This window comes from Tenacibaculum sp. ZH5_bin.1, assembly GCF_042865525.1.
In the GTDB taxonomy this organism is placed as follows: Bacteria; Bacteroidota; Bacteroidia; order Flavobacteriales; family Flavobacteriaceae; genus Polaribacter; species Polaribacter mesophilus.
Map to the genome: position 1 here is coordinate 65,282 of NZ_JBEGIO010000001.1, position 23,496 is coordinate 88,777.

22 protein-coding genes are annotated in these 23,496 nt (G+C 32.1%); 11 read left to right on the forward strand and 11 right to left on the reverse strand.

The features are described from left to right. Positions 1 to 5: 5 nt before the first annotated feature. The 11 genes from ABHQ57_RS00245 to ABHQ57_RS00295 form a co-directional block, all read right to left on the reverse strand. Positions 6 to 1,076, reverse strand: a complete 1,071-nt coding sequence (locus tag ABHQ57_RS00245; protein WP_167712439.1) for a hypothetical protein — start codon at positions 1,074 to 1,076, stop codon at positions 6 to 8. 6 nt (positions 1,077 to 1,082) lie between these two features. Then, the gene (locus ABHQ57_RS00250) at positions 1,083 to 1,658 is read right to left on the reverse strand and encodes a DUF4255 domain-containing protein (protein WP_047790308.1); all 576 of its coding nucleotides are present in this window, start codon (positions 1,656 to 1,658) and stop codon (positions 1,083 to 1,085) included. Positions 1,659 to 1,940: 282 nt separating this feature from the next. Beyond that, positions 1,941 to 2,834, reverse strand: a complete 894-nt coding sequence (gene gldA, locus ABHQ57_RS00255) for a gliding motility-associated ABC transporter ATP-binding subunit GldA (RefSeq protein WP_159489005.1) — start codon at positions 2,832 to 2,834, stop codon at positions 1,941 to 1,943. Between the two features lie 56 nt (positions 2,835 to 2,890). Then, a complete protein-coding gene (locus ABHQ57_RS00260; RefSeq protein WP_167712440.1) occupies positions 2,891 to 3,376 on the reverse strand; it encodes a dihydrofolate reductase in 486 nt (161 codons plus the stop codon). An 18-nt stretch (positions 3,377 to 3,394) separates the two neighbouring features. After that, positions 3,395 to 3,580: a hypothetical protein gene (locus ABHQ57_RS00265; protein ID WP_047790311.1), complete on the reverse strand. Its 186-nt coding sequence runs from the start codon at positions 3,578 to 3,580 to the stop codon at positions 3,395 to 3,397. 63 nt (positions 3,581 to 3,643) lie between these two features. Next, positions 3,644 to 4,468: a thymidylate synthase gene (locus ABHQ57_RS00270; protein WP_047790312.1), complete on the reverse strand. Its 825-nt coding sequence runs from the start codon at positions 4,466 to 4,468 to the stop codon at positions 3,644 to 3,646. A gap of 114 nt (positions 4,469 to 4,582) precedes the next feature. Next, positions 4,583 to 4,765: a hypothetical protein gene (locus tag ABHQ57_RS00275; protein ID WP_167712441.1), complete on the reverse strand. Its 183-nt coding sequence runs from the start codon at positions 4,763 to 4,765 to the stop codon at positions 4,583 to 4,585. Positions 4,766 to 4,870: 105 nt separating this feature from the next. Beyond that, on the reverse strand, positions 4,871 to 6,616 hold the full coding sequence (locus ABHQ57_RS00280) for a NupC/NupG family nucleoside CNT transporter (RefSeq protein WP_073182573.1): 1,746 nt from the start codon (positions 6,614 to 6,616) through the stop codon (positions 4,871 to 4,873). Positions 6,617 to 6,631: 15 nt separating this feature from the next. Continuing rightward, positions 6,632 to 7,240, reverse strand: coding sequence for a bifunctional nuclease family protein (locus ABHQ57_RS00285; protein WP_047790315.1), 609 nt, complete (start codon positions 7,238 to 7,240; stop codon positions 6,632 to 6,634). Positions 7,241 to 7,388: 148 nt separating this feature from the next. After that, on the reverse strand, positions 7,389 to 8,342 hold the full coding sequence (locus ABHQ57_RS00290) for an electron transfer flavoprotein subunit alpha/FixB family protein (RefSeq protein WP_073182572.1): 954 nt from the start codon (positions 8,340 to 8,342) through the stop codon (positions 7,389 to 7,391). Positions 8,343 to 8,443: 101 nt separating this feature from the next. Then, positions 8,444 to 9,184 (reverse strand): electron transfer flavoprotein subunit beta/FixA family protein, encoded by a 741-nt coding sequence (locus tag ABHQ57_RS00295; RefSeq protein WP_167712442.1) that lies wholly within the window; start codon positions 9,182 to 9,184, stop codon positions 8,444 to 8,446. Positions 9,185 to 9,399: 215 nt separating this feature from the next. Between ABHQ57_RS00295 and ABHQ57_RS00300 the strand changes: the two genes are divergently transcribed. The 11 genes from ABHQ57_RS00300 to ABHQ57_RS00350 all read left to right on the forward strand — a co-directional run bounded on the left by ABHQ57_RS00300 (position 9,400) and on the right by ABHQ57_RS00350 (position 23,490). Next, complete coding sequence (locus tag ABHQ57_RS00300) at positions 9,400 to 10,380, forward strand: pyruvate dehydrogenase complex E1 component subunit beta (RefSeq protein WP_047790318.1); 981 nt, start codon at positions 9,400 to 9,402, stop codon at positions 10,378 to 10,380. Between the two features lie 78 nt (positions 10,381 to 10,458). Beyond that, entirely contained in the window at positions 10,459 to 12,987 is a 2,529-nt protein-coding gene (locus ABHQ57_RS00305; protein ID WP_073182570.1) for a DUF5686 family protein, read from the forward strand. Between the two features lie 104 nt (positions 12,988 to 13,091). Then, complete coding sequence (locus ABHQ57_RS00310; protein WP_047790320.1) at positions 13,092 to 13,619, forward strand: inorganic diphosphatase; 528 nt, start codon at positions 13,092 to 13,094, stop codon at positions 13,617 to 13,619. A gap of 120 nt (positions 13,620 to 13,739) precedes the next feature. Beyond that, a complete protein-coding gene (locus ABHQ57_RS00315; protein WP_167712443.1) occupies positions 13,740 to 16,178 on the forward strand; it encodes a sodium-translocating pyrophosphatase in 2,439 nt (812 codons plus the stop codon). Between the two features lie 231 nt (positions 16,179 to 16,409). After that, positions 16,410 to 17,726: an aminodeoxychorismate synthase component I gene (gene pabB / locus ABHQ57_RS00320; protein ID WP_167712444.1), complete on the forward strand. Its 1,317-nt coding sequence runs from the start codon at positions 16,410 to 16,412 to the stop codon at positions 17,724 to 17,726. Between the two features lie 66 nt (positions 17,727 to 17,792). Further along, the gene (locus ABHQ57_RS00325; RefSeq protein WP_167712445.1) at positions 17,793 to 18,305 is read left to right on the forward strand and encodes a hypothetical protein; all 513 of its coding nucleotides are present in this window, start codon (positions 17,793 to 17,795) and stop codon (positions 18,303 to 18,305) included. Continuing rightward, the gene (locus ABHQ57_RS00330) at positions 18,305 to 19,129 is read left to right on the forward strand and encodes an alpha/beta hydrolase (protein ID WP_167712446.1); all 825 of its coding nucleotides are present in this window, start codon (positions 18,305 to 18,307) and stop codon (positions 19,127 to 19,129) included. The genes ABHQ57_RS00325 and ABHQ57_RS00330 overlap by 1 nt, the downstream gene beginning before the upstream one ends. Positions 19,130 to 19,140: 11 nt before the next feature. After that, a complete protein-coding gene (gene tilS / locus ABHQ57_RS00335) occupies positions 19,141 to 20,454 on the forward strand; it encodes a tRNA lysidine(34) synthetase TilS (RefSeq protein WP_167712447.1) in 1,314 nt (437 codons plus the stop codon). Positions 20,455 to 20,479: 25 nt separating this feature from the next. After that, a complete protein-coding gene (locus ABHQ57_RS00340) occupies positions 20,480 to 22,444 on the forward strand; it encodes a cytochrome c biogenesis protein CcdA (protein WP_047790330.1) in 1,965 nt (654 codons plus the stop codon). A 78-nt stretch (positions 22,445 to 22,522) separates the two neighbouring features. After that, the gene (locus ABHQ57_RS00345; RefSeq protein WP_167712448.1) at positions 22,523 to 23,095 is read left to right on the forward strand and encodes a DUF4126 domain-containing protein; all 573 of its coding nucleotides are present in this window, start codon (positions 22,523 to 22,525) and stop codon (positions 23,093 to 23,095) included. A 32-nt stretch (positions 23,096 to 23,127) separates the two neighbouring features. Next, positions 23,128 to 23,490: a hypothetical protein gene (locus ABHQ57_RS00350; protein WP_167712449.1), complete on the forward strand. Its 363-nt coding sequence runs from the start codon at positions 23,128 to 23,130 to the stop codon at positions 23,488 to 23,490. Positions 23,491 to 23,496 lie beyond the last annotated feature (6 nt).

A 23,496-nucleotide genomic window follows, 5' to 3' on the forward strand; every position in this document is an offset into this window, starting at 1 on the left:
TTTGTTTATATAAATACTTCCGAATAATAATCTTGCGATTCTTTCTTAATACTTTCTGGAGTAGGATTTGGGAAATAATAATCTTCTTGTGGTTCTGGTATAACGTCTTGTTTATCTATCTCTACACGCCCATTAAGTGTCAATGGTTTTTCTTCTGACGTAGTCATTACAAGGTTTTCACTTCTTTTCGTGTAACGCCAAAATGTGCTTCTATTTTCAATACAAATAGCAAACTCAGGAAACTCTTTTAGCAAGCATTGTTTTGAGACATCAAAGACTTCTGTTTCTTCGTTCTTAGCTAATACTTCTTCTGTCAGATTGGTGTTATTGTCTCCTGATATCTGGATTTGAACAACACCTATTACCCCACTATTTTTAATTCTTTGCACAAAAGAATTGATAGCACCTATAACCTTTTGCTCTTCTTCATTTAAAGGAATGGCATTTGTTAGTTTTACTTCTATAGCTTCTAATTGTAAAGCATCAGTGTTTGCTATGGTTACTAAGTTTGGCGTAGTTGTATCAAACTCCTTTTCACTTTCTAGTTGATGTAAAAGCTTTCTTGTTTCACTATCTGAAATCAAAAATGAGCTCCACTTTTTTACCTCCGATATTGTTTCAAATAAATTAATTACTGAGGAACTTTTGTTTGATAAGTAATATAGTTGCTCCTCCTTCTTTTCAATTATGTTAGAAAAATTTTCAAAACAAGGATGGTGTACTTTTAAATAAAAAGTTAACGTTAGTGAATCAGATAAGGTAATTATTGGACTGTATCTATCTACTTCTTGATTTCCTTCTTCTGTAATTACGTTTATCGTTTCTGACAATACTCGAACTCCCTTTTTATGTTTTCTGAGTAATAGTCTGTGATTTTTTAAACTTTTTCTAGTTTCTTCAGTAGGTTGAATTGATAGAAACTTGCTGATATCGTATTGTTCTTCTAAACGTTTTTTTTCTTCTTCTGTAAGAGGTGTTACTCCATTATTTCCTCCATTTAATTCGAAAAAAGTTCGTTCTCCTTCGTTTAGGAAGTAAGAGTGGTATATATTGATATTGAACAGTGTTTTATACATAATCTTTTAATTTTTAATTATTGATTGTTGTTCAATACCTGAGACTACTGTTCCTTCATTAGTTACAACATCCCTTTCTATTTCTAGTAATGTTATTTTGTAAAGTACAGATGGGTATTGCTTACCTCCTAAGGTTCCCCATATATAATTTAACTCTTCAAAAGAAGGTGTATATAGTTGGGTAATAAACTTAAACGTCTTTAAGTCTCCTAACCCATCTATACCTTCAAAGTTGGTGTTTTGATGTGTGAATACTTTTTTCCCCTGGAAAAAGGCTAATATTTTTGTTAAACTCTTTAAAGATTCAGCATAACTGGATTTATCTACACTGAATAAAACATAAAGGTTTAAATATACTTTTGGGTTTCTGTAACTAACTGTAGTTCCTTCTACACGATTATTAGAAGTATTTTTTAGCGCAAATTCTTCTTGTGTATTGATTAATGTTAATGAAATATCTGGAGTGTTTGCTGGGGAATTTCCATCTCCGTCCGCCATAGCTATATTTGATAGGTCTACAGCTTTTTCATCGAAATAATCATTTAATTCTTCGGTAATGATTTGTAATATTTCAAAAATCATTTTAATAGTAAGTTTGGTTAGTTTTGCTTGTAGATTGAAGGGTTAGCAATCAGACATTGTAAAATTAATCGCTCTTACCAAGAGTAATCGCAATGAAAAACTCTTTTAAAAAAGTAGTTTCTCCTAAATATTTTCTAATAGAATTACAGGTAGTAAAAAGGGGGAAATCACCCTTACTTTTTTAAATAGTAAGGCTTAAATTTTGGAGATACCTAGTAAGTAAAACAAAAAACTCCTTACATAATGTATGCAAGGAGTCTTTCTTTTTAGGTTGTTATTTTTCTATTGAGTTAACTCTCTAAATAAACTTTCTAAGTTTTTATTTTCGGTATTTAATCCTAAAATTTTTAACCCATTTTCTTGTGCAAAGTCAAAAATTAATGGACGCATATCTTCTTTTGAATTAAAAACAAGTATCCAGTTATTTTCTAGAGTGTTTTTATACGATACTATATTAGGTAAGCGTTTTATAAACTGTTCTTCTAATTTATAATCAAACGTTACTTTAATTACTTGTTCATTATCTGTTTTAAGTTCTGAAATAGGTTTGTTAATTACTATTTCTCCTTTATTAATAATTATAACTCTGTCACACATTGCTTCTACTTCTTGCATAATGTGTGTAGATAGTAGTACTGTTTTATCTTTTCCTAGTTCTTTGATTAATTGACGTATTTCAACTAATTGATTTGGATCTAATCCTGTTGTTGGTTCATCTAGAATCAACACTTCTGGGTCATGTAGTATAGCCGCAGCTAAACCAACTCTCTGGCGATATCCTTTAGATAGTTGATTAATTTTCTTGTGTGCTTCAATCGTTAACCCTACTTTTTCAATAGTCTCATTAACCTTAGAGTTTTTTATATTGTGTAGAGATGCTTGAAACTGTAAATACTCTCGCACATACATATCCAGGTACAACGGATTATGCTCTGGTAAATAACCTATCTTTTTTTGTGCTTCAATAGGATTTGATATTACATCAATTCCACTTACCAATACAGTTCCTTCTGAAGGCTGAATAAACCCTGTTAAGATTTTCATTGTTGTAGATTTCCCAGCTCCATTGGGGCCTAAAAAACCAACTATTTCTCCTTTTTTTGCTGAAAAGGAAATATTATTTACTGCTTTTTGTGTTCCGTAAGTTTTTGATATTTCAGTAAGTTGTATTGACATTTTGAGTTTTCTGAGTATAAGGATGAAATTCTAAAACAAGTTTAGGATAACAAAAGTTAACGCTTCTCATAAGAAACGAAGCTATAGTCATATTTATTTTTTTCATCAGCTTTAAAATCTTCCCTTGCTACTTCTTTCCATATTTCCATATTTATTTCAGGGAAAAAAGCATCTGCTTCGAATTCGTGATGTATAAGAGTTATATCTAACCTATCAACTAAATTTTGTTCTAAAGCATCCTTATAAATTTGTGCTCCACCTATAATAAATGCATCTTTTCCTTCAGTCAACTCTATAGCTTGCTCAATACTATTAGCCATTAAACAGCCATCAACAAAGTAATTATTGTTTCGAGTAATTATTATAGATGTACGATTAGGCAAAGGTTTTCCAATACTTTCAAAAGTATTTCGTCCCATTAAAATAGGATGCCCTGTAGTAACTTTTTTAAAGCGTTTTAAATCGGCAGGTAAGTGCCAAATTAAGTCATTATCTTTCCCTAAAGCATTGTTTTTTGCAATTGCAGCTATGAGTGTAATCATAAGTTTAGTTTGTGTGGCTTACATATTTTTCACCCATTCTTTAATATATCCTGTAAGATCTCTTTTTTCTGTTGTAGCCTCTTCAAAAGTTTCATTTTTCATGTTATCAACCAACGTGTGGATTGCTTTTAACACATTTTCATCATTAATTTCGGCTATTTTATCGTAGAGATCTTCTTTTAAAACATCAACGTCTATATTCATTTTTATAACTTTTTAGTGATTTCTTACAAAGCTACTAAACAATATATATAAAATAAAGTTAAATTAGACTGCCACAACTCCTTTTATGTGAGGATGCGGATCGTAACCAACCAATTCAAAATCTTCAAAAGTAAAATCTTCAATATTTTTTATGGCTGAATTAATTTTCATTTTAGGAAGAGGTTTTGGCTCACGTGATAATTGCAACTCTAATTGCTCCATATGATTATTATATATATGGGCATCACCAAATGTGTGAATAAATTCTCCTGCTTCATAACCACAAACTTGAGCAACCATCATTGTAAATAAAGCATACGATGCAATATTGAAAGGAACTCCTAAAAATATATCTGCACTACGTTGGTATAATTGGCATGAAAGTTTCCCATCTGCTACATAAAATTGAAAAAAAGCATGACATGGTGGAAGTGCTGCTTTACCATTCACTACATTTTCTGCAAATGACTTTGATGTATCTGGTAACACAGAAGGGTTCCAGGCAGACACTAACATCCTACGGCTGTTTGGATTACTTTTTAAGGTTTCAATGACTTCTTTTAATTGATCTACTTCATCACTATTCCAATTACGCCACTGATGTCCGTACACTGGACCTAAATCACCATTTTCGTCAGCCCATTCATTCCATATACGTACACCATTTTCTTGCAAATACTTAATATTTGTATCACCTTTTATAAACCATAGTAATTCATAAATAATCGATTTTAGGTGTAACTTCTTAGTTGTTACCATAGGAAACCCTTCACTTAAATCAAATCGCATTTGATATCCAAAAACACTTTTAGTTCCTGTTCCTGTTCTATCTCCTTTCTCGTTTCCGTTTTCTAAAACGTGTTTTACTAAATCGTGATACTGCTTCATCCTTCTGCTTTTAATCGTTAAAATTCTTGAACTGTTTAACAACGTAAAAATAAAAAAGCATCTACAAAAAATGTAGATGCTTTTAAAATTATATTAATAAGTTATCAACTATAACTATGCCCAAACGCAAGTTCCGTTACTTTGACAGTAACCGTAGTCACAAAACTCTTGACCATTTGCAAATCTTGTACAACACATGCGTGTACCTTTACAATAGGTATAACGACCTCCGGTAACTTGGTTTTGCTCATTTTTTGATAACACTTTAATTCCTTTTAAACTTTTAAGTTTATTCATGATAGATTTAATTTGGGGGTTAATATTGGTATAAATATATCAAAAAAAAAGAACAAACAAAACTATTGTATTAAAAAACAACCAATTACCTATAACCTTTTATTTTTATCCTATAATCATCCCTGCTATGGTTGCAGACATTAGCGAAGCAATTGTACCTCCAACTAGGGCTTTCATTCCAAACTCAGATAAATTTTTACGTTGACCTGGTGCTAAAGAACCTATTCCCCCTATTTGAATTCCTATAGAAGCAAAATTGGCAAAACCGCACAACATATACGTAGCCATAATTACTGACTTGTTATAGGTTAAATGTGTAGCGCTTGCTGCATTTTTTAAATCAGCTAACTGGATATATCCTACAAACTCACTTGCAGCTAATTTAATACCTAATAGCTGTCCCATTAATGCCATATCTTCTTTAGCAACACCAATTAACCACATTAAAGGAGCGAAAGCATAACCTAAAATAAATTCTAATGACAATGCTTCATAAGGTGTAGTTCCTTCAATTAATTTATTCAAGGAAGTAAATTTCCAATCAAAATATTCAATTCCATCAAAACCTCCTATACTTCCTAAAATACCATTTATCATGGCTATAAAAGCAATAAAAACTAATAACATAGCTGCAACATTCATTGCCAATTGTAAGCCTTCAGTTGTTCCATTAGCTATAGCATCTAAAATATTTGAACCAATTTTTTCTGATGAAACCTGTACATCTGTATTTACTTCTTCTGTTTGTGGGTATAATATCTTGGAAATGATAATAGCTCCTGGTGCTGCCATTACAGATGCTGCTAATAGGTGTTTTGCATATAATAAGCGTAACGCTTCATCATCTCCTCCTAAAAACCCTATATAAGCTGCTAATACTGCTCCTGCTACGGTTGCCATTCCTCCTATCATTACTAACAAGATTTCAGAACGGTTCATTTTTTCTAAGTATGCCTTAATTAATAAAGGTGCTTCTGTTTGACCTAAGAAAATATTTCCTGCTACTGATAAACTTTCAGCTCCTGATATTTTTAAAAACTTAGATAATAACCAAGCTAAGCCTTTTACTACTTTTTGTATTAGTCCTAAATAAAACAATACTGATGTTAATGCCGAGAAAAATATAATGGTAGGTAGTACTTGAAAAGCAAAGATGAATCCAAAAGAATCCATATCAGCAACTAAACCGCTAAATAAAAACTCACTTCCTGCTCTTGTAAAGTCTAACACACTTACAAACAAGCCTCCAACTAGCTCAAATGTTTTTTGAACAAAAGGAACTTTTAAAACCCCAATTGCTATTAATAACTGAAAAGCCAACCCTAATCCTACTGTTTTCCAATCAATACCTCTTCGGTTTGCACTAAATAAAAAAGCAATAATTAGTAATGTTATCATCCCTAGAGCTCCTCTCCACAAACTTTGCATCGAAAAACCTTGACTTGGAATTATCTTTTTTGTTTTACTGACTACTTCTTCAACGTCTTTCCCTAAAACAACTATTGGTTCTGTTGTGAAATTATATAGTATGTTTTTTTCTGAGAGAGTTAAAACTTCATCTGTTAATTCAACCACGTTGTAATAACGAACTGTATCGTTGGGTTGCTTGTAGTTAAAAATTAATAAGTTGTTTTGATGAATATAGTTTCCTGAAGCTTGTAAACTATCTTTTTCTACTAAAGAGTATGTAAAGTTTCCTTCTGATAAAGTAAAAATATCTGTAGGATCTATAGAAACAATTGAATCTCCTTCTGTTGTTGTAATTGATGAGAAATTCCACTTTTTTTCAATGCTTTGGCTAAAAGTTATCATCGTAACGCAAAGCATTATGAAAGTAAATAGTTTCTTCATTTTTAATATTTTAAATTAAGAACGTTTGCTGATTTCATCACGAATTCTAGCTGCCAACTCATAATTTTCATTGGCTACAGCATCGTTAAGTTGTTCGTGTAATTCTTTAAGTGACAAGTGTGAGTAATTATCCTTTCCTTCTTCTTCTATTGAAAACTCGATTTCATCTTCATCAGATTCTAAATCTTCTTCAATTGTTAACTCTTCATCCATTTTTAGATAAATACCTGCTTTATCTAAAATGTTTTCATATGTAAAAATTGGAGCTTCAAATCGAACTGCCAATGCTATAGCATCTGATGTTCTTGTATCAATAACCTCTTCTATTCCTTCTCTTTCACAAATTAAGCTTGAATAAAATACTCCATCAACTAACTTGTGTATAATTACTTGTTTAACGGTGATAGAGAATCGATCAGAAAACGTTTTAAATAAATCGTGAGTAAGTGGTCTTGGTGGACGGATTTCTTTTTCTAAGGCTATTGCTATTGATTGTGCCTCAAACGCTCCTATGATTATAGGAAGTGTTCTGGTTCCCTCCATTTCACTTAGCACTAAAGCATATGCCCCACTTTGTGTTTGGCTATACGAAATCCCTTTTATAGTTAGTTTAATTAAACTCATGTACAATCAATCATCATAAAATACAAAAAAACTGTCTAAATTTAGGCCTTTTGCTTAAAATTTTAGACAGCCTTCTAAAGTGGGCACAATTTACTAAAAATTATGAGTTGAACTCTAATTTCTAGAAAAAGAAAAAATTACCACTATTTTATGCTTGTTTAAAAGCTTTTAATTTTTCTACTAACTGAGGTACAACTTCAAAAGCATCACCAACAATACCATAATCAGCAGCTTTAAAGAAAGGTGCTTCTGGATCTGTGTTAACAACTACTTTTACTTTAGATGCGTTAATTCCTGCTAAATGCTGAATTGCACCTGAAATACCTATAGCTATGTATAAGTTTGAAGCTACAGGCTTACCAGTTTGACCAACGTGTTCGCTATGAGGACGCCATCCTAAATCAGATACAGGCTTAGAACATGCAGTTGCAGCACCTAAAACATCAGCTAACTCTTCAACCATTCCCCAGTTTTCAGGTCCTTTTAAACCTCTACCTGCAGAAACAACAATATCAGCATCAGCAATAGTAACTTTACCAGTTGCTCTATTAATATTTTCAGATTTCACTCCTAATTCAGGTAATGTAGCATCAAAACTCTCAGTAGAACCACTTACCGGATTTTCATGTGCTCCATATGAGTTTTTAGCAACACCCACTACTTTGTTATCAGTTGAAATTTCAGTATTGTTGAAGCCTTTATTTGAGAATGCTTTTCTCTTAACAACAAAAGGACTAGTGCTACTTGGTAATGCTACCGCATTTGAAGCATATCCAGCTTCTAAAGCTACAGCTACTAACGGTCCTACAGTTAATCCATCAACACTAGAATCGATAATTACCGTGTTAGCTCCTTTTGCTTCTGCTACTTGTTTAATAATTGAAGCATATGCTTTAGCATTGAATGAAGATAAGTCATTCTTTACCTCTACTACTTTCTCTGCTCCGTAAGTATATAATTCAGAAGCATCACCTCCATTAATAGTTAACACTACTAAGTCGCTTCCTAATTGTTCTGCTACTTTTTTTCCGTATGAAACAACTTCAAAAGCTGTTTTTTTGAATTTTCCTTCCGATGAATCGGCAAAAACTAATACAGACATATTTATTTATTTTTTAGTCGTTAGTGGTTAGTTTTTAATCATTAAACACTAACAAGTATTTTTATTCTTTCTTTTAAACTCTATTAAAACAGTTCAACTGATTAAATTACTTTTGCTTCGTTATGTAATAAATCAATTAAATCATCAACATTATCAACTAACTTAACCGCTCCTTTTGGTGCTGGTCTTTCAAAATTTTGAGTTGCTGTTGCTGCTGTTGCTCCAGTTGGCTCTACCACGTTTAATGGTTTTTTACGTGCCATCATAATACCTCTCATATTAGGAATACGTAAATCTTTTTCTTCTACAATTCCTTTTTGACCTGCTATCACCATTGGTAAAGTAGAGGATACTTTTTCTTCACCTCCATCAATCTCTCTATTCAAAGTAACATTTGTTCCGTCTACCTCTACACCAACACATCCATTAACAAAGTTAAAATCTAACAAAGAGGCTAACATTCCAGGAACCATTTGTCCGTTATAGTCTGCTGATTCTTTTCCTGCTAATACTAAATCATATCCTCCATTTTTAACAACTTCAGCTAATTCTTTAGCAACCATAAACCCGTCAGTCGGTTCAGCGTTTACACGAATTGCATCATCTGCACCAATCGCTAAAGCTTTACGTAAAGTAGGCTCTGTAGAAGCTCCTCCAACATTCACTACAGTTACACTCGCTCCTTGCTTTTCTTTAAACCACATGGCACGAGTTAAGCTAAACTCGTCGTATGGATTAATAACATATTGAACCCCGTTAGTATCAAACTTTGTATCGTTATCAGTAAAGTTGATTTTTGAAGTAGTATCAGGTACATGACTGATACAAACTAATATTTTCATATATATCGTTGTTTTAAAGAAACTTAATTTTATGCCACGAAGTTAAGGATTTTTTTTAATTTATTATGCGTGCATAATAAATTTTTTCCTTAACATTAATCAGTCTCAAAATTAAGGTATTATTATTACATAATCATTTGTTGTTTTTAAAACTACAATATTACCCCTATTTTTATTATTTTTGCACTCTTGATAAACAACTACTTATAAAACGTATGAAAACAGTACAATTTAGAGAAGCCGTTTGCGAAGCAATGAGCGAAGAAATGCGTAGAGATGAAAGCATTTATTTAATCGGTGAAGAAGTTGCTGAGTATAACGGAGCATATAAAGCCAGTAAAGGAATGCTAGACGAGTTTGGTGACAAACGTGTTATTGATGCTCCTATTGCCGAACTAGGCTTTGGTGGTATTGCTGTAGGATCAGCAATGAATGGTAACCGCCCTATTGTTGAGTATATGACTTTTAATTTCTCTTTAGTAGGAATTGACCAAATTATTAACAATGCTGCAAAAATCCGTCAAATGAGTGGTGGACAATTCAACTGCCCTATTGTTTTTCGTGGACCAACAGCTTCTGCAGGTCAATTAGCAGCAACCCACTCACAAGCTTTTGAAAGTTGGTATGCAAACTGCCCAGGATTAAAAGTAATTGTTCCTTCTAATCCATACGATGCTAAAGGTTTATTAAAAGCTGCTATTCGAGATGATGATCCAGTTATTTTTATGGAGTCTGAACAAATGTATGGTGATAAAATGGAAATTCCTGAAGGAGAATATATCATCCCTATTGGAGTTGCTGATATTAAAAGAGAAGGTACCGATGTTACGGTAGTTTCTTTTGGTAAAATTATTAAAGAAGCATACAAAGCTGCTGACGAATTAGCTAAAGAAGGTATTTCTATTGAAATTATTGATTTACGCACAGTTCGTCCGATGGATCATAAAGCTATTTTAGAGTCTGTTAAGAAGACAAATAGATTAGTTATTTTAGAAGAAGCTTGGCCATTTGGTAGTGTTTCATCAGAAATTACTTTTAGGGTACAAGACGAAGCATTTGATTATTTAGATGCTCCTATTAAAAGAATTACAACTGCCGACGCTCCTGCACCTTATTCTCCAGTATTATTGGAAGAATGGTTACCTAATGCGAATGATGTTATTTCAGCAGTAAAAGAAGTGATGTACCGCAAGTAATTGAAGAAAAAAGAAATTGAAAAAATAAATTAAAATCCTTTTGACTCAGGTCAAAAGGATTTTGTAGTAAAAAAAATAATGAAACATCTTCTTACCTTATTACTGCTACTAACTACCAGTATTTTAAGTGCACAATTAACTATACAAGGTAAAGTGGTTGACGAATTTGACACTCCTATGCCTTTCGTTAATGTAATTCTAAAAAACACCACTTATGGAACCACAACAGACGATAATGGAAAGTTTTTCCTAAAAACCAACAAATATAGGGGCACACTAGAAATTTCCTTTGTAGGTTTTCAAACTCACACTATTAAAGTGAGTCAAAAAACAAAGTTTTTGAATATTGTTTTAAAAGAAGAAAGTAATGAACTTGAAGAAGTTGTTATCGTTACCAAACCTAAAAAAAGGTTAAAGAAAAAAGAAAATCCTGCTTATAGAATTTTAAAAGAAATTTGGAAACGTAAAAGAAAAAATGGACTTGATTTAGTTGATCATTATCAATATAAAAAAAACACATCCATAGAAATAGGTCTTAATAATTTAGACACTCTTTTCTTAAAAAAGATATTTAAGAAAGAATACAAACAAGCACTTCAAGAAATAAAGTATGATAGCGACGGAATAAACTATTATATCCCTATTTATTTAAATGAACAAGTTGCCAATGTGTATGGAGACAACAAAAATAATAATATCAGAGAAGATATAGAGGCTGAAAAATCAGAAGGGCTTAGCGCTCAGGGTTTTATTTTTGACCGAATGGCCAACACCTTTCAAAATATTGATGTTTTTAAAAACAACATTACATTACTTCAAAAGCCTTTTATCAGTCCTTTATCTACTGATGGTTTTTCTACATATGACTATGTTCTTTACGATAGTGTCGTAAACAACAATAAAAAGCTTTACAATATTTATTTCTTTCCAAGGCGCGATGGAGATTTGGCCTTTCAAGGTAATTTTTGGGTAGCTGACAAAAATTTTTCTATCAAAAAATTAAAAATGAAAGTTCATAAAAGTATTAATTTAAACTTTGTAAGAGGACTTAGCTTTGAAAAAGAGTTTGAGGTACGAAACGACAGTATTTACATCCCTACCAAAAATGCTTATGAAGGTGATTTTACATTCATCGATAAAAACGAAAGCAATAAAGGATTAACAATTAAAAAAGATATTACTTTTAAGAATTATGTCTTAAACAAAGCTCTTCCTAAAAACTTTTATGAACAAACTATTGAGAAAATTAGACCTGATCAATATGAAAAAGAAGATTCTTACTGGAAGAATATTCAAACCGATGAAAGTAAAAAAACACACAAACTAATTGAAAGTGTTAAAGAAAAAAAACAAATAAAAAATTTAACAGGATTAATAAACACGGTAGCCAGTGGTTATATAAACACCAAACTAGGTGTTCAAATTGGACCTTTGTGGACTGCTTTTGCCAGTAACCAAGTAGAAGGCTTTAGAACTAAAGTTGGATTCAGAACCTTTGTAACCAAAGACGATCGTTTTCGTTTAGGTGGGCATATTGCTTACGGCTTTAAAGACGAACGAGTAAAATATGGTGCAGAAGCACGTTATCTTTTATCTTACAAACCTAGAATTGCCGTTGGAGTTGCATACCAAAACGATATTGAGCAACTCGGTAGCACTCTTTTAAACACAACACAACTTTTAGGAAGAAGCTTTGGAACAACTGCATTATTTTCAAGAGGAGACAATTTCTTTTTATCTGATGTTGAAAAAATAGCTGCAAACTTTGATTATCAAATTCAGCAAAACTTACATGTAGGTTTTAATTTTTCTCACTCAAAAATTAAATCAGCTTCTGAGAAAGATTTCTCTATGAATTACAGAGATGAAAACGGAAATATTCAATCACAAGTTACTGATGTGGCTTCTGATATTTATGTTTCTTTCACTCCCGGAAGGTTTGTATATGGACTGGGGGTAGAAAGGCGTTTTGGACGAAATGTATTCCCTACTTTTGTACTGAACTACCGAAGAGGTTACAAAGGGCCTTTTAACGGAACTCACAGTTACGATAAAATTCAGTTTAAATACAGCCAACCTATTTTATTAAGTAAATTCGGAACTTTAGACGCTAGTTTTGAAGCTGGAAAAACATTTGGAACAGTTCCAGTTGCCTTATTAAGCCCTATCCCTGCCAACCAAACATTTTCTTTAGTTAAAGACACTTTCGCGCTACTAAATTACTACGATTTTGTAGCTGATGAATATTTGGCAGGACATTTTGAACACCATTTTAATGGTTATATTCTAAATAGAATACCCCTATTAAAAAAATTAAAACTAAGAAGCTTAGTTTCTTTTAGAGCTGCTTACGGGAACATTTCTCAACAAAATAGAGCTATAAATGATGGATTAGTCAATAGTAGTGGAGCGCATAATGTTAACTATAACGCTCCAAACAAACTATATTACGAATACAGTGTAGGATTAGAAAATATTGGATATGGTAACTTACGTTTTCTGAGAATTGATGCTATTTGGAGAAGTAATTATACACCTCCTGCAGGATCAATTGTTGCTCCAACACCTAAATTTGCTATCCGTATTGGTATTAAACCCGGCTTATAATCATACATTTAACCATAAAATACCTTTGTTTTTTCTTTAAAAAAACTAATAAATCACTACTTTTGCAAACCGATTTTTAGAAAACGAAGAAAAGTTTAGAATATATGACCGCAAAAGAAAGAAAAACAGTTGATGTTTTAATTGAAATACCAAAAGGTAGTAGAAACAAGTATGAATACGATTTTGATTTAGGAAAAATTCGTTTTGACAGAATGTTATTCTCATCAATGATGTATCCTGGAGACTATGGATTTATCCCTCAAACTTTAGCGTTAGATGGTGACCCATTAGACGTATTAGTATTGGGTGCTGAACCAACTTTTCCTATGTGTGTTATGGAAGTAAAACCAATTGGTGTTTTCCATATGGCAGACGAAAAAGGGCCAGATGAAAAAATAGTTTGTGTCCCTGTTTCTGACCCAATTTGGAACAGATACAACGATATTACTGATCTAAATCCACACCGTCAAAAAGAAATCACTCACTTCTTCCAAGTATACAAAGACTTAGAAAAGAAAAAAGTTGATATTGGAGACTGGGGTAATGCTGATGAAGCCTACGAAATATTAGATAAATGTTTAGAGCGTTATGAAAATAGCGAACATAAAACAAATGGAGATTTTACTATCTAATTTATAAAAAAATTCCTTTTATAAAACAAAAAACCTCTCAGTTTCAACTGAGAGGTTTTTTGTTTAGTTATTGATTTTGTTATATTTACGAACACTTATAACTAATCAAATAACAATAACATGAAACAAAACATGATATATGTGCCTATTATTTTGGCACTTTTAGGACTCATTTTTATGTATATAAAAATGGTCTGGGTTAAAAAACAAGATGCAGGAAATGATAAAATGAAATCTATTTCAAAAAGTATTAAAGAAGGAGCTCTTGCTTTTTTAGCTGCCGAATATCGATTATTACTAATCTTTGTTATTATCGCTTCATTAGCCTTATTCGGAATCTCTCAGGTAGTAGAAACAACAAGTATTATGATTGTTCCTGCATTTATTATCGGAGCAATATTTTCTGCACTCGCAGGAAACATAGGAATGCGAATCGCTACCGATGCTAATGCACGAACCGCAGAAGCTGCAAAAACTAGCCTGCCCCAAGCTTTAAAAGTATCTTTTGGTGGTGGAACCGTAATGGGGCTTGGTGTCGCTGGTTTAGCTGTTTTAGGTCTAAGTTTATTTTTTCTAATATTTGTTGGTCAATTTATTACAGATGGAGGTAACTTTTACAAAGAAATGACTGTTGTATTAGAAGCCTTGGCTGGATTTTCTTTAGGAGCTGAATCTATTGCTTTATTTGCTCGTGTTGGTGGAGGTATTTATACCAAAGCTGCCGATGTAGGTGCCGATTTAGTTGGAAAAGTAGAAGCAGGAATTCCTGAAGACGATCCTCGTAACCCAGCAACCATTGCAGATAACGTTGGTGACAATGTTGGTGATGTTGCAGGTATGGGAGCCGATTTGTTTGGTTCGTACGTAGCAACCGTATTAGCAGCCATGGTACTAGGAAACTATGTTATTAGAGATATGTCTATAACCTCACCTTTTTCTGATGCCTTTAACGGAATGGGACCAATATTACTTCCTTTAGTAATTGCAGGAGTTGGTGTTATTGCATCAATCATCGGAACTTTTTTAGTAGGAATTAAGGATAATAGTGCAAAAGAAGCACAAGTACAAAAAGCACTAGATACTGGAAACTGGGTCGCTATTATTTTAACGTTAATAGCTAGTTTCTTCTTGATTAAATGGATGCTTCCTCAAACAATGCAAATGAAGTTCTTCGGAGAAGGCTTTAAAGAAGTAGCAGCTATCAATGTGTTTTGGGCTGCCTGTATTGGTTTAGCTGTAGGAGCGTTAATCTCAATGGTTACAGCTTATTATACCAGTTTAGGTAAAAAACCAGTGTTAGCTATCGTACAAAATAGTGCTACAGGTGCAGGAACCAATATTATTGCTGGTCTTGCGGTAGGTATGAAGTCTACTTTTTTATCTGTTTTATTATTTGCAGCAGCTATTTATGGCTCATATTATTTCGCTGGATTTTACGGAGTTGCTTTAGCAGCTTCAGCAATGATGGCAACTACGGCAATGCAATTAGCTATTGATGCATTCGGTCCTATTGCAGATAATGCGGGTGGAGTTGCTGAAATGAGTGAATTAGAAGATCACGTCCGTGAACGTACCGACATATTAGACTCTGTAGGAAATACTACTGCTGCAGTTGGTAAAGGATTCGCCATCGCTTCCGCAGCTTTAACAGCCTTAGCTTTATTTGCTGCTTATGTGACTTTTACAGGAATTGACGGAATAAATATTTTTAAAGCTGATGTATTAGCCATGTTATTTGTCGGTGGAATGATTCCTGTTATATTCTCAGCATTAGCCATGCAATCGGTAGGAAAAGCAGCTATGGAAATGGTCCATGAAGTTCGTCGTCAGTTTAGAGAAATTCCAGGAATTATGGAAGGAACTGGTACTCCTGAATATGCAAAATGTGTAGATATTTCAACCAAAGCTGCTTTAAAAGAAATGATTTTACCAGGCTTAATTACTATCATCACTCCAATTATTATCGGATTGGTTTTTGGTGCTGAACCTTTAGGTGGTTATATGGCAGGTGTTTGTGTGTCAGGTGTTATGTGGGCTATTTTCCAAAACAACGCTGGTGGTGCTTGGGACAATGCTAAAAAATCGTTTGAAGCTGGTGTTGAAATCAACGGAGAAATGACTTACAAAGGTTCTGATGCGCATAAAGCAGCCGTTACAGGTGATACTGTTGGTGACCCTTTTAAAGATACCTCTGGGCCATCAATGAATATTTTAATTAAACTTACGTGTTTAGTTGGTTTAGTTATTGCCCCAATATTAGGCGGACATACTTCTTCTGAAACACATGAAGAGACAGAAAATATTAAAGTTTGGATTGACAAAAATGGTGAAAAACACGAAATAAAACTTTCTACTGATGCTGAATTTACTACAGAGAACAAGTTAGAAAACATCGTTAAAGTGAATATTGTAAAGAATGATGATGGTACTGCTAAAGCTACTATTACTACTACAACTGTTAAAAACGGTGAAGAAACAACTGAAGAAAAAACTTTTGAAGGTACTTTAGAAGAAGTTGAACAAAAAATTAAAGAGTACGAAAACTCAAAAAAAGAATAATACCAGTTATGATTTGAAATTATTGTAAAAGAAAATAATGATTTTTTTTCTTTATTCAAGTTTCAAAAATCAAACATAGCCTTAGCTACGTTTTGTTTTTTAAATGATGAAGAAAGGGAAAAAGGGTGTTTTATTACGGTAATTTCAAGTTGTAAATGGTATAACCCTCAAAATTATATAAAACTCAAACCCGATAGTAGTATTTCTATCGGGTTTCTTATTTTTGTGGCGATGTCAAGAACCGTCCGTATTTTTTCTATAGACACCCCTGAGCTCTTCAAGCAAAAGCTGTTTGTTTGGGCTAAACAATTTGAAACAGCTATTTGGCTAGATTCTAACAATTACGAGCAACAATATAGCTCTTTCGATTGTGCTTTAGCTGTAGAAGAGTTTACTTCTATTAAAACAGATTACTATAATGCTTTTGATAAACTAAAAGAATATCAATCTTTCACCAAAGACTACATCTTTGGTTACATTAGTTACGATGTTAAAAATGATGTAGAAAAACTGACTTCTAAGAATTTTGACGGACTTCATCTTCCTGATTTATATTTTTTTCAACCTCAAAAACTACTATTCATCAAAGGAAATACTGTTGAATTTCATTACTTACAAATGATTGATGATGAATTAGAAGAAGATTTTGAAGATATTATTGAAACAAACCCTTCTATTAATAATTATCAACAAGAAGAAACAGATGAAGTAAAAATAAAACTACGTATCCATAAAGATGAATACTATCAAAAAGTAGAAAAAGTATTAGAACATATACATAGAGGAGATATTTATGAAGCTAACTTTTGTCAAGAATTCTATGCAGAAAACACAGTTATAAATCCATATAAAGTATACACACAGTTAAACAAAATATCGGAACCTCCATTTGCAACGTTTTTTAGAAATGACAATCATTACCTACTATCTGCAACTCCCGAACGATATATTAGAAAAGAAGATTCTAAAATTATTTCGCAACCTATTAAAGGGACAGCAAAACGTTTGATTGACCCGATTGAAGATGAAAAAATAGCTTTTGATTTAGCTCGTGATGAAAAAGAACGGTCAGAAAATATTATGATTGTAGATTTAGTTCGTAACGATTTATCAAGAACAGCTAAAAAAGGAAGTGTCCAAGTAGAAGAACTATGTAAAGTATATTCGTTTAAGCAAGTACATCAAATGATTTCTACCGTAGTTTCAGAAATTGAAAACACCACACACCCAGTTGATGTAATTAAAGATACTTTTCCTATGGGAAGTATGACCGGAGCTCCAAAAATTTCTGCCATGAAAATCATTGAAGAATTAGAAGAAACTAAACGTGGCCTATACTCTGGAACCGTAGGCTATTTTACTCCAAATGGCGACTTCGATTTTAACGTAGTTATCCGAAGTATTTTATACAATTCCGAGAACAAATACGTTTCATACTCAGTTGGTGGGGCTATTACAGCAAAATCTACTCCAGAAAAGGAGTATGAAGAATGTTTACTCAAAGCCAAGGCTATGAAATATGTTTTAACTCACACTAACAAAAGTTAACTATATTTATAGCAAATACTCAGAAAAAGTATTTCTAATCAAAAAACTATTACAAAAAATAAAGAGATGAAAAACACAATTAAACTTATACTGTTCGTTGCTATTATTACATCAATGACGTCTTGTAAAGCAAACAAGTATTCATTTTTAAACGACTATCCTACTAAAAATGTTCCTTTGGTTGATAGTACAAACTTTAGCAATCATGTAGAGGGTAAATTATTAACAAAACCACAACAAGAGCTTTTAAAACTTCCTTCAATTTTTGAAGAACAATTAGATGAAGAGAACGCTAAAATTGGTATTTCTTATCTTCCTAAAATATCAGAAAACTTTCAATCAGTAGTATATTATTTCTATCCAAATAATACTGAGTTAATCTCTATGTTGGTGACTTACGATAAACAATTTAATATAATTAATAGCCAAGTATTGGCTTATGATGAAATTGCGGAAGGAATGTTAAAAACCACCTCTACTCTTAATAAAAATAGTATTGAATTAGTTGAATATATTTCTGACTCTCCTTCTACTATTATTTTTAATATTTTAGAAGACGGAAACATTACAAGAGACTAATGACACACCATACATTCACATTCAATTTTCATAAAACTGAGTTTTTTGGTCAGTATTGGCAACCAGAAGCTGTAAAAGCCATCGTGGTAATTATTCACGGAATGGGAGAACATTCTGGAAGGTATAAACATGTTGCAAAAAAACTAACCGATAATAATTTTGGTGTAGTTACTTTTGATCATTTTGGTCATGGAAAAACAACAGGGAAAAGAGGACACAATCCAGGGTATAATTATGTATTAAAAAGTGTTACTAAACTTATTGAAAAAACTAAAGAGGTTTTTGGTGATAAACCTACGTTTTTATATGGGCACTCTATGGGAGGCAACACTGTAATTAATTACACGCTTAGAGAAAAACATCATCTAAAAGGAGTCATAGCTACCAGTCCTTTTTTACGTTTAGCTTTTCAGCCGCCTGCTTGGAAACTTTCGTTAGGAAAAATAATGCAAAAAATAGCTCCCTCAATTACTTTAGGAAATGAGTTAGATGCTAACGATATATCTCGCGACCCTATTGAAGTTGAAAAATATATAAATGACTCATTAGTTCATGATAAAGTAAGTCCTAATTTTTCTTTATCCTTTATTGATGCTGGTGAATGGGCTATTGAAAATGCATCTTCTTTAAAAACACCTATGTTATTATTACACGGTACAGGCGATAAAATTATTGATTATAAAGGCACAGAGGCTTTTGCTAACAATACACCTAAAGCTAGTATAAAACTATACGAAGGAGGATATCATGAGTTACAAAATGACTTATGTAAAGAAGAAATGTTACAAGATGTTGTAAGCTGGTTAAACACTCAATTACAATAATTATTATTCACATGCTCCAACAATTAGCAAAACATATTGACGAACAATTTTCTTTTTTAAAAGAAAAAAAGTTACTAATTGCTATTTCTGGGGGAGTTGATAGTGTTGTACTAACACACCTCTTACATCAACTACAGTTTAATATTTCGTTAGCACACTGTAATTTTCAACTAAGAGGAAAAGAAAGTGATTTAGATGAACTCTTTATTAAAGAGTTAGGAAAAAGTTTGAACATTCAAACATTTACAACACGCTTTAACACTAATGAATATGCTACTAAAAATAAATTATCAACACAACTAGCAGCAAGAGAGTTACGTTACAGTTGGTTTGACTCCCTAAGTAAAGAAAATAATTTTGATTATATATTAACAGCCCATCATGCTGATGATAATTTAGAGACATTTTTAATTAATCTCTCTCGAGGTACTGGTTTAGAAGGCTTAACAGGAATTCCTTCAATTAATAAAAATATCATTAGACCTTTACTTATTTTTTCTCGTGAAGAGATTATAACCTTTGCCAAAAAAAATAATATTGAATGGCGTGAAGATGAAAGTAATTCAGAAACCAAATATCTTCGAAATAAAATACGCCACCAGATTGTACCTACACTAAAAGAATTGAATGACAGCGTTTTAAAAAACTTCAATAAAACAATTGATCATTTAAAAGAGTCTCAACAAATTATTGATGATAAAATAGCGGACATTACCCATGAAATTGTCTCAAAAGAGGGAGATTTATTAAAAATAAATATTGAAAAACTGTTAAAGTTATCCAACCCAAAAGCATACCTCTACCAGCTGCTAAAGTCCTATAAATTCACGGAATGGAACGATGTTTACAACTTGATTTATGCACAATCTGGCAAGCAGATTTTAACAAAATTTTATACTTTGTTGAAAGACAGAGATTTTTTATTACTTTTACGCACTAATGAAAAAAGTTCCTTTGAAAAGGAATATTTCATTATTAGGGAGGAAAACAAAGAAATTACAGCACCGATAAAGCTGCAACTAAAAAAAGTTCTAAAAAAAACTAACATTAATAAAGAAAACATTTATGTTGATTATGAACTTCTTAACTTCCCTCTAAAACTCAGACGGTGGAAATCCGGCGACTTTTTTTATCCTAAAGGAATGATAGGTCGAAAAAAAGTAAGTAAATATTTTAAAGACGAAAAAATATCAATTGTAAACAAAAATAAAATTTGGTTGCTCTGTTCTAGTAAAAACGAAGTTATTTGGATAGTAGGAAAACGACAAGATAGACGCTTTTTACCAACAGAAAAAACAACCAAACTATTAAAAATTAGTATTTAATTAACCCCATCAAACTACATATAGAATGAAAAAATTCTTTACTCTATTTTTATTATTCATAGGTTTAGCGGTTTATTCTCAATCTGACGATAACCCCGTAGTTGTTACTCCTAAGGTAGAGAAAATCTCTGATACTGAGTACGACTTAATTTTTGACGTGTTAATTGCTGAAGACTGGCATTTATATTCTCAATACAACCCTGAAGATGCTTCACTACCTATGACAATTGCACCAGCAGAAGGACAATCTGGATATACCTTAAATGGTAAAGCAAAAGAAAGTGAAACAGAAACTCAGTTTAGTGAAATCTGGGGAAAAGATGAAATCTTCTTTGTTGACGAAGGTAAGTTAATTCAAAGAATTACTGTTTCAGACTCAACTTTAACAAAAGTTACATTAAATCTTGATGCCCAAGTTTGTAAAGAATACTGTTTACCTTTTGATGAAGATTTTACATTTTCTTTAACAGGTGAAAAAGTAGCACAAACAGTTGCTGAAGTTGATGACAAAAGTAAAGAACTATCTCAAACTTTAAATTTAGACTTAAAAAATACAATTTTATTAAAAAGCTCAACTGACACAAATACTGGTGAAGAAGAGGAAGACAATAGTCTTTTAAATATTTTCCTATTAGGTTTTGTTGGTGGATTATTAGCTTTCCTAACTCCATGTGTATTTCCAATGGTTCCTTTAACTGTATCGTTTTTCACAAAACGTACAGAAAAAAGAGGAAAAGGTGTTGGTAGCGCTATCCTATACGGTTTTTTCATCGTATTAATTTATGGTTTAATAAGTCTTCCTTTTCATTTCTTAGATACTTTAGATCCTGAAATATTAAATAGTATTTCAACAAACATATGGTTAAACCTATTTTTCTTTGTAATACTAATATTTTTTGCAGGTTCATTCTTCGGTTTTTATGAATTAACACTACCTAGTTCTTGGAGTAATAAAGCAGATAGCGCTTCAAATGTTGGAGGCGTTCTTGGAGTTTTCTTCATGGCATTAACTTTAGCTATTGTATCATTTTCTTGTACAGGACCTATTTTAGGTTCATTATTAGCAGGATCATTAAGTGGAGGAGCAATGCAATTATCTGTAGGTATGGTTGGTTTTGGTTTAGCATTAGCTTTACCTTTTGCTCTTTTTGCGATGTTCCCTAACTGGTTAAACACATTACCAAAATCTGGTGGATGGTTAAATACTGTTAAAGTTGTTTTAGGATTTATTGAATTAGCTTTTGCATTTAAATTCTTATCAAATGCTGATTTAGTAGGACACTGGGGAATACTAAAAAGAGAAATTTTTATTGGAATATGGGCTTTAATTGCGTTCCTTTTAGCACTGTACTTATTTGGTTTCATAGGAAAAAGGTATGGTAAAATGACCTTATTTAGAGTTTTAGTAGGAATTGGAGCCTTAGCTTTAGCAGTATACTTAGCTCCTGGTGTAATGGAAAACCCTTCTTGGAGTCAAAATAAATTATTAAGTGGGTTTGCTCCACCTAAATTCCATAGTATATACAAAAAAGACAATCAATGTCCTTTAAACTTAAACTGTTTTAAAGATTTTGATGAAGGTATAGCTTACGCAAAATCTGTTAACAAGCCTGTTTTATTAGATTTTACAGGATGGGCATGTGTTAACTGTCGTAAAATGGAAGAAAACATATGGAGTCAACCAGATATCTACTCATTAATAAATGATGATTATGTATTAATTTCATTATATGTTGATGATCATCAAAGAATGTTACCAGAAGAAGAGCAATTTGATTTTATTAAATCTAATGGGAAAGTAAAAAGAATTAGAACCTATGGTGATAAATGGGCTACTTTCCAGTCTGCTAACTTTAAAACAGCTTCTCAACCATTTTATGTACTAATGAGTCCTGAACTTGAAATATTAAACTCACCTCAACAATATACAGATCACGGAACATACTATAATTGGTTAAAAACTGGTTTAGATAGATTTAACTCTAACTAATTATAATATAAATATTATATATTTAAAAGCCTCTTTTTTAAAAAAGAGGCTTTTTTTATATCTTTCAATAAAAAATATATGACACCAGAAACTATTATCAGCATATTTTTAGGAATTGGCTTAGCTGCTTCCGTAGGGTTTAGAGTATTTTTACCTCTATTTACGTTAAGCTTAGCAGGATATTACAATGTTATTCCATTAAATGAAAACTGGCTGTGGGTAGCAAGTACCCCTGCTATTATAGCATTAGGTGTAGCTACAATATTAGAAATATTTGCATACTATATTCCTTGGTTTGACAACTTACTCGATACCATGGCTGTTCCGTTAGCCGCAATTGCAGGTACTGCAGTAATGGTTTCAACTGTGGCAGATTTATCACCAGTTATTACTTGGGCTTTAGCAATTATTGCTGGTGGCGGAACAGCATCAGCTATAAAGGGCACTGCTGCTTCTACTCGACTTACTTCTACAGCAACAACTGGAGGAGTTGCCAATCCAATTATTTCAACCGTAGAAACAGGCACCTCGTTAGTTATGTCTGCATTTTCTATTTTTTTCCCTATACTGGCTATTATTCTAGTTATTTTGATTTTTATTAGTATACGTAAAATGTTTAAATACATTTTTTCTAAATCAAAAAAGGTATAATTATTGGTGTTATTTTTATAAATCTAACTTTTATGAAAAATAATATTACTACCATCTTTTTAATTACCGTCATTCTTTCTACTTCAGCACAAGAAATTAAGAAAAAAGAGAAAGCCCCTGGAAGCATTTATACTTTCTCCAATACCTATTCTACTTTTTATGATTCATCAACAATAAATAAAAATCTAAATTTAAATGGATTATCATTTTTTATTGTAAGTCAACAAGACATTGACAATAACTCTTTTTCGGTTCCATTTAATAAACTAAGTAAAAAGCCAACTTCATTAATTTATGATGATTATACCGATTATCAGAACAACAATCTTTTAAAAGGCTTCTTAAAAAAGAACGACCCAACTCATTGGAATCCACAGCAAATGCGATTACAGTAAATTTTA

Coding starts and splice junctions, on each gene's coding strand:
- ABHQ57_RS00245 (WP_167712439.1), bottom strand. CDS start 1,076: ATGTATAAAACACTGTTCAATATCAATATATACCACTCTTACTTCCTA.
- ABHQ57_RS00250 (WP_047790308.1), bottom strand. CDS start 1,658: ATGATTTTTGAAATATTACAAATCATTACCGAAGAATTAAATGATTAT.
- gldA (WP_159489005.1), bottom strand. CDS start 2,834: ATGTCAATACAACTTACTGAAATATCAAAAACTTACGGAACACAAAAA.
- ABHQ57_RS00260 (WP_167712440.1), bottom strand. CDS start 3,376: ATGATTACACTCATAGCTGCAATTGCAAAAAACAATGCTTTAGGGAAA.
- ABHQ57_RS00265 (WP_047790311.1), bottom strand. CDS start 3,580: ATGAATATAGACGTTGATGTTTTAAAAGAAGATCTCTACGATAAAATA.
- ABHQ57_RS00270 (WP_047790312.1), bottom strand. CDS start 4,468: ATGAAGCAGTATCACGATTTAGTAAAACACGTTTTAGAAAACGGAAAC.
- ABHQ57_RS00275 (WP_167712441.1), bottom strand. CDS start 4,765: ATGAATAAACTTAAAAGTTTAAAAGGAATTAAAGTGTTATCAAAAAAT.
- ABHQ57_RS00280 (WP_073182573.1), bottom strand. CDS start 6,616: ATGAAGAAACTATTTACTTTCATAATGCTTTGCGTTACGATGATAACT.
- ABHQ57_RS00285 (WP_047790315.1), bottom strand. CDS start 7,240: ATGAGTTTAATTAAACTAACTATAAAAGGGATTTCGTATAGCCAAACA.
- ABHQ57_RS00290 (WP_073182572.1), bottom strand. CDS start 8,342: ATGTCTGTATTAGTTTTTGCCGATTCATCGGAAGGAAAATTCAAAAAA.
- ABHQ57_RS00295 (WP_167712442.1), bottom strand. CDS start 9,184: ATGAAAATATTAGTTTGTATCAGTCATGTACCTGATACTACTTCAAAA.
- ABHQ57_RS00300 (WP_047790318.1), top strand. CDS start 9,400: ATGAAAACAGTACAATTTAGAGAAGCCGTTTGCGAAGCAATGAGCGAA.
- ABHQ57_RS00305 (WP_073182570.1), top strand. CDS start 10,459: ATGAAACATCTTCTTACCTTATTACTGCTACTAACTACCAGTATTTTA.
- ABHQ57_RS00310 (WP_047790320.1), top strand. CDS start 13,092: ATGACCGCAAAAGAAAGAAAAACAGTTGATGTTTTAATTGAAATACCA.
- ABHQ57_RS00315 (WP_167712443.1), top strand. CDS start 13,740: ATGAAACAAAACATGATATATGTGCCTATTATTTTGGCACTTTTAGGA.
- pabB (WP_167712444.1), top strand. CDS start 16,410: ATGTCAAGAACCGTCCGTATTTTTTCTATAGACACCCCTGAGCTCTTC.
- ABHQ57_RS00325 (WP_167712445.1), top strand. CDS start 17,793: ATGAAAAACACAATTAAACTTATACTGTTCGTTGCTATTATTACATCA.
- ABHQ57_RS00330 (WP_167712446.1), top strand. CDS start 18,305: ATGACACACCATACATTCACATTCAATTTTCATAAAACTGAGTTTTTT.
- tilS (WP_167712447.1), top strand. CDS start 19,141: ATGCTCCAACAATTAGCAAAACATATTGACGAACAATTTTCTTTTTTA.
- ABHQ57_RS00340 (WP_047790330.1), top strand. CDS start 20,480: ATGAAAAAATTCTTTACTCTATTTTTATTATTCATAGGTTTAGCGGTT.
- ABHQ57_RS00345 (WP_167712448.1), top strand. CDS start 22,523: ATGACACCAGAAACTATTATCAGCATATTTTTAGGAATTGGCTTAGCT.
- ABHQ57_RS00350 (WP_167712449.1), top strand. CDS start 23,128: ATGAAAAATAATATTACTACCATCTTTTTAATTACCGTCATTCTTTCT.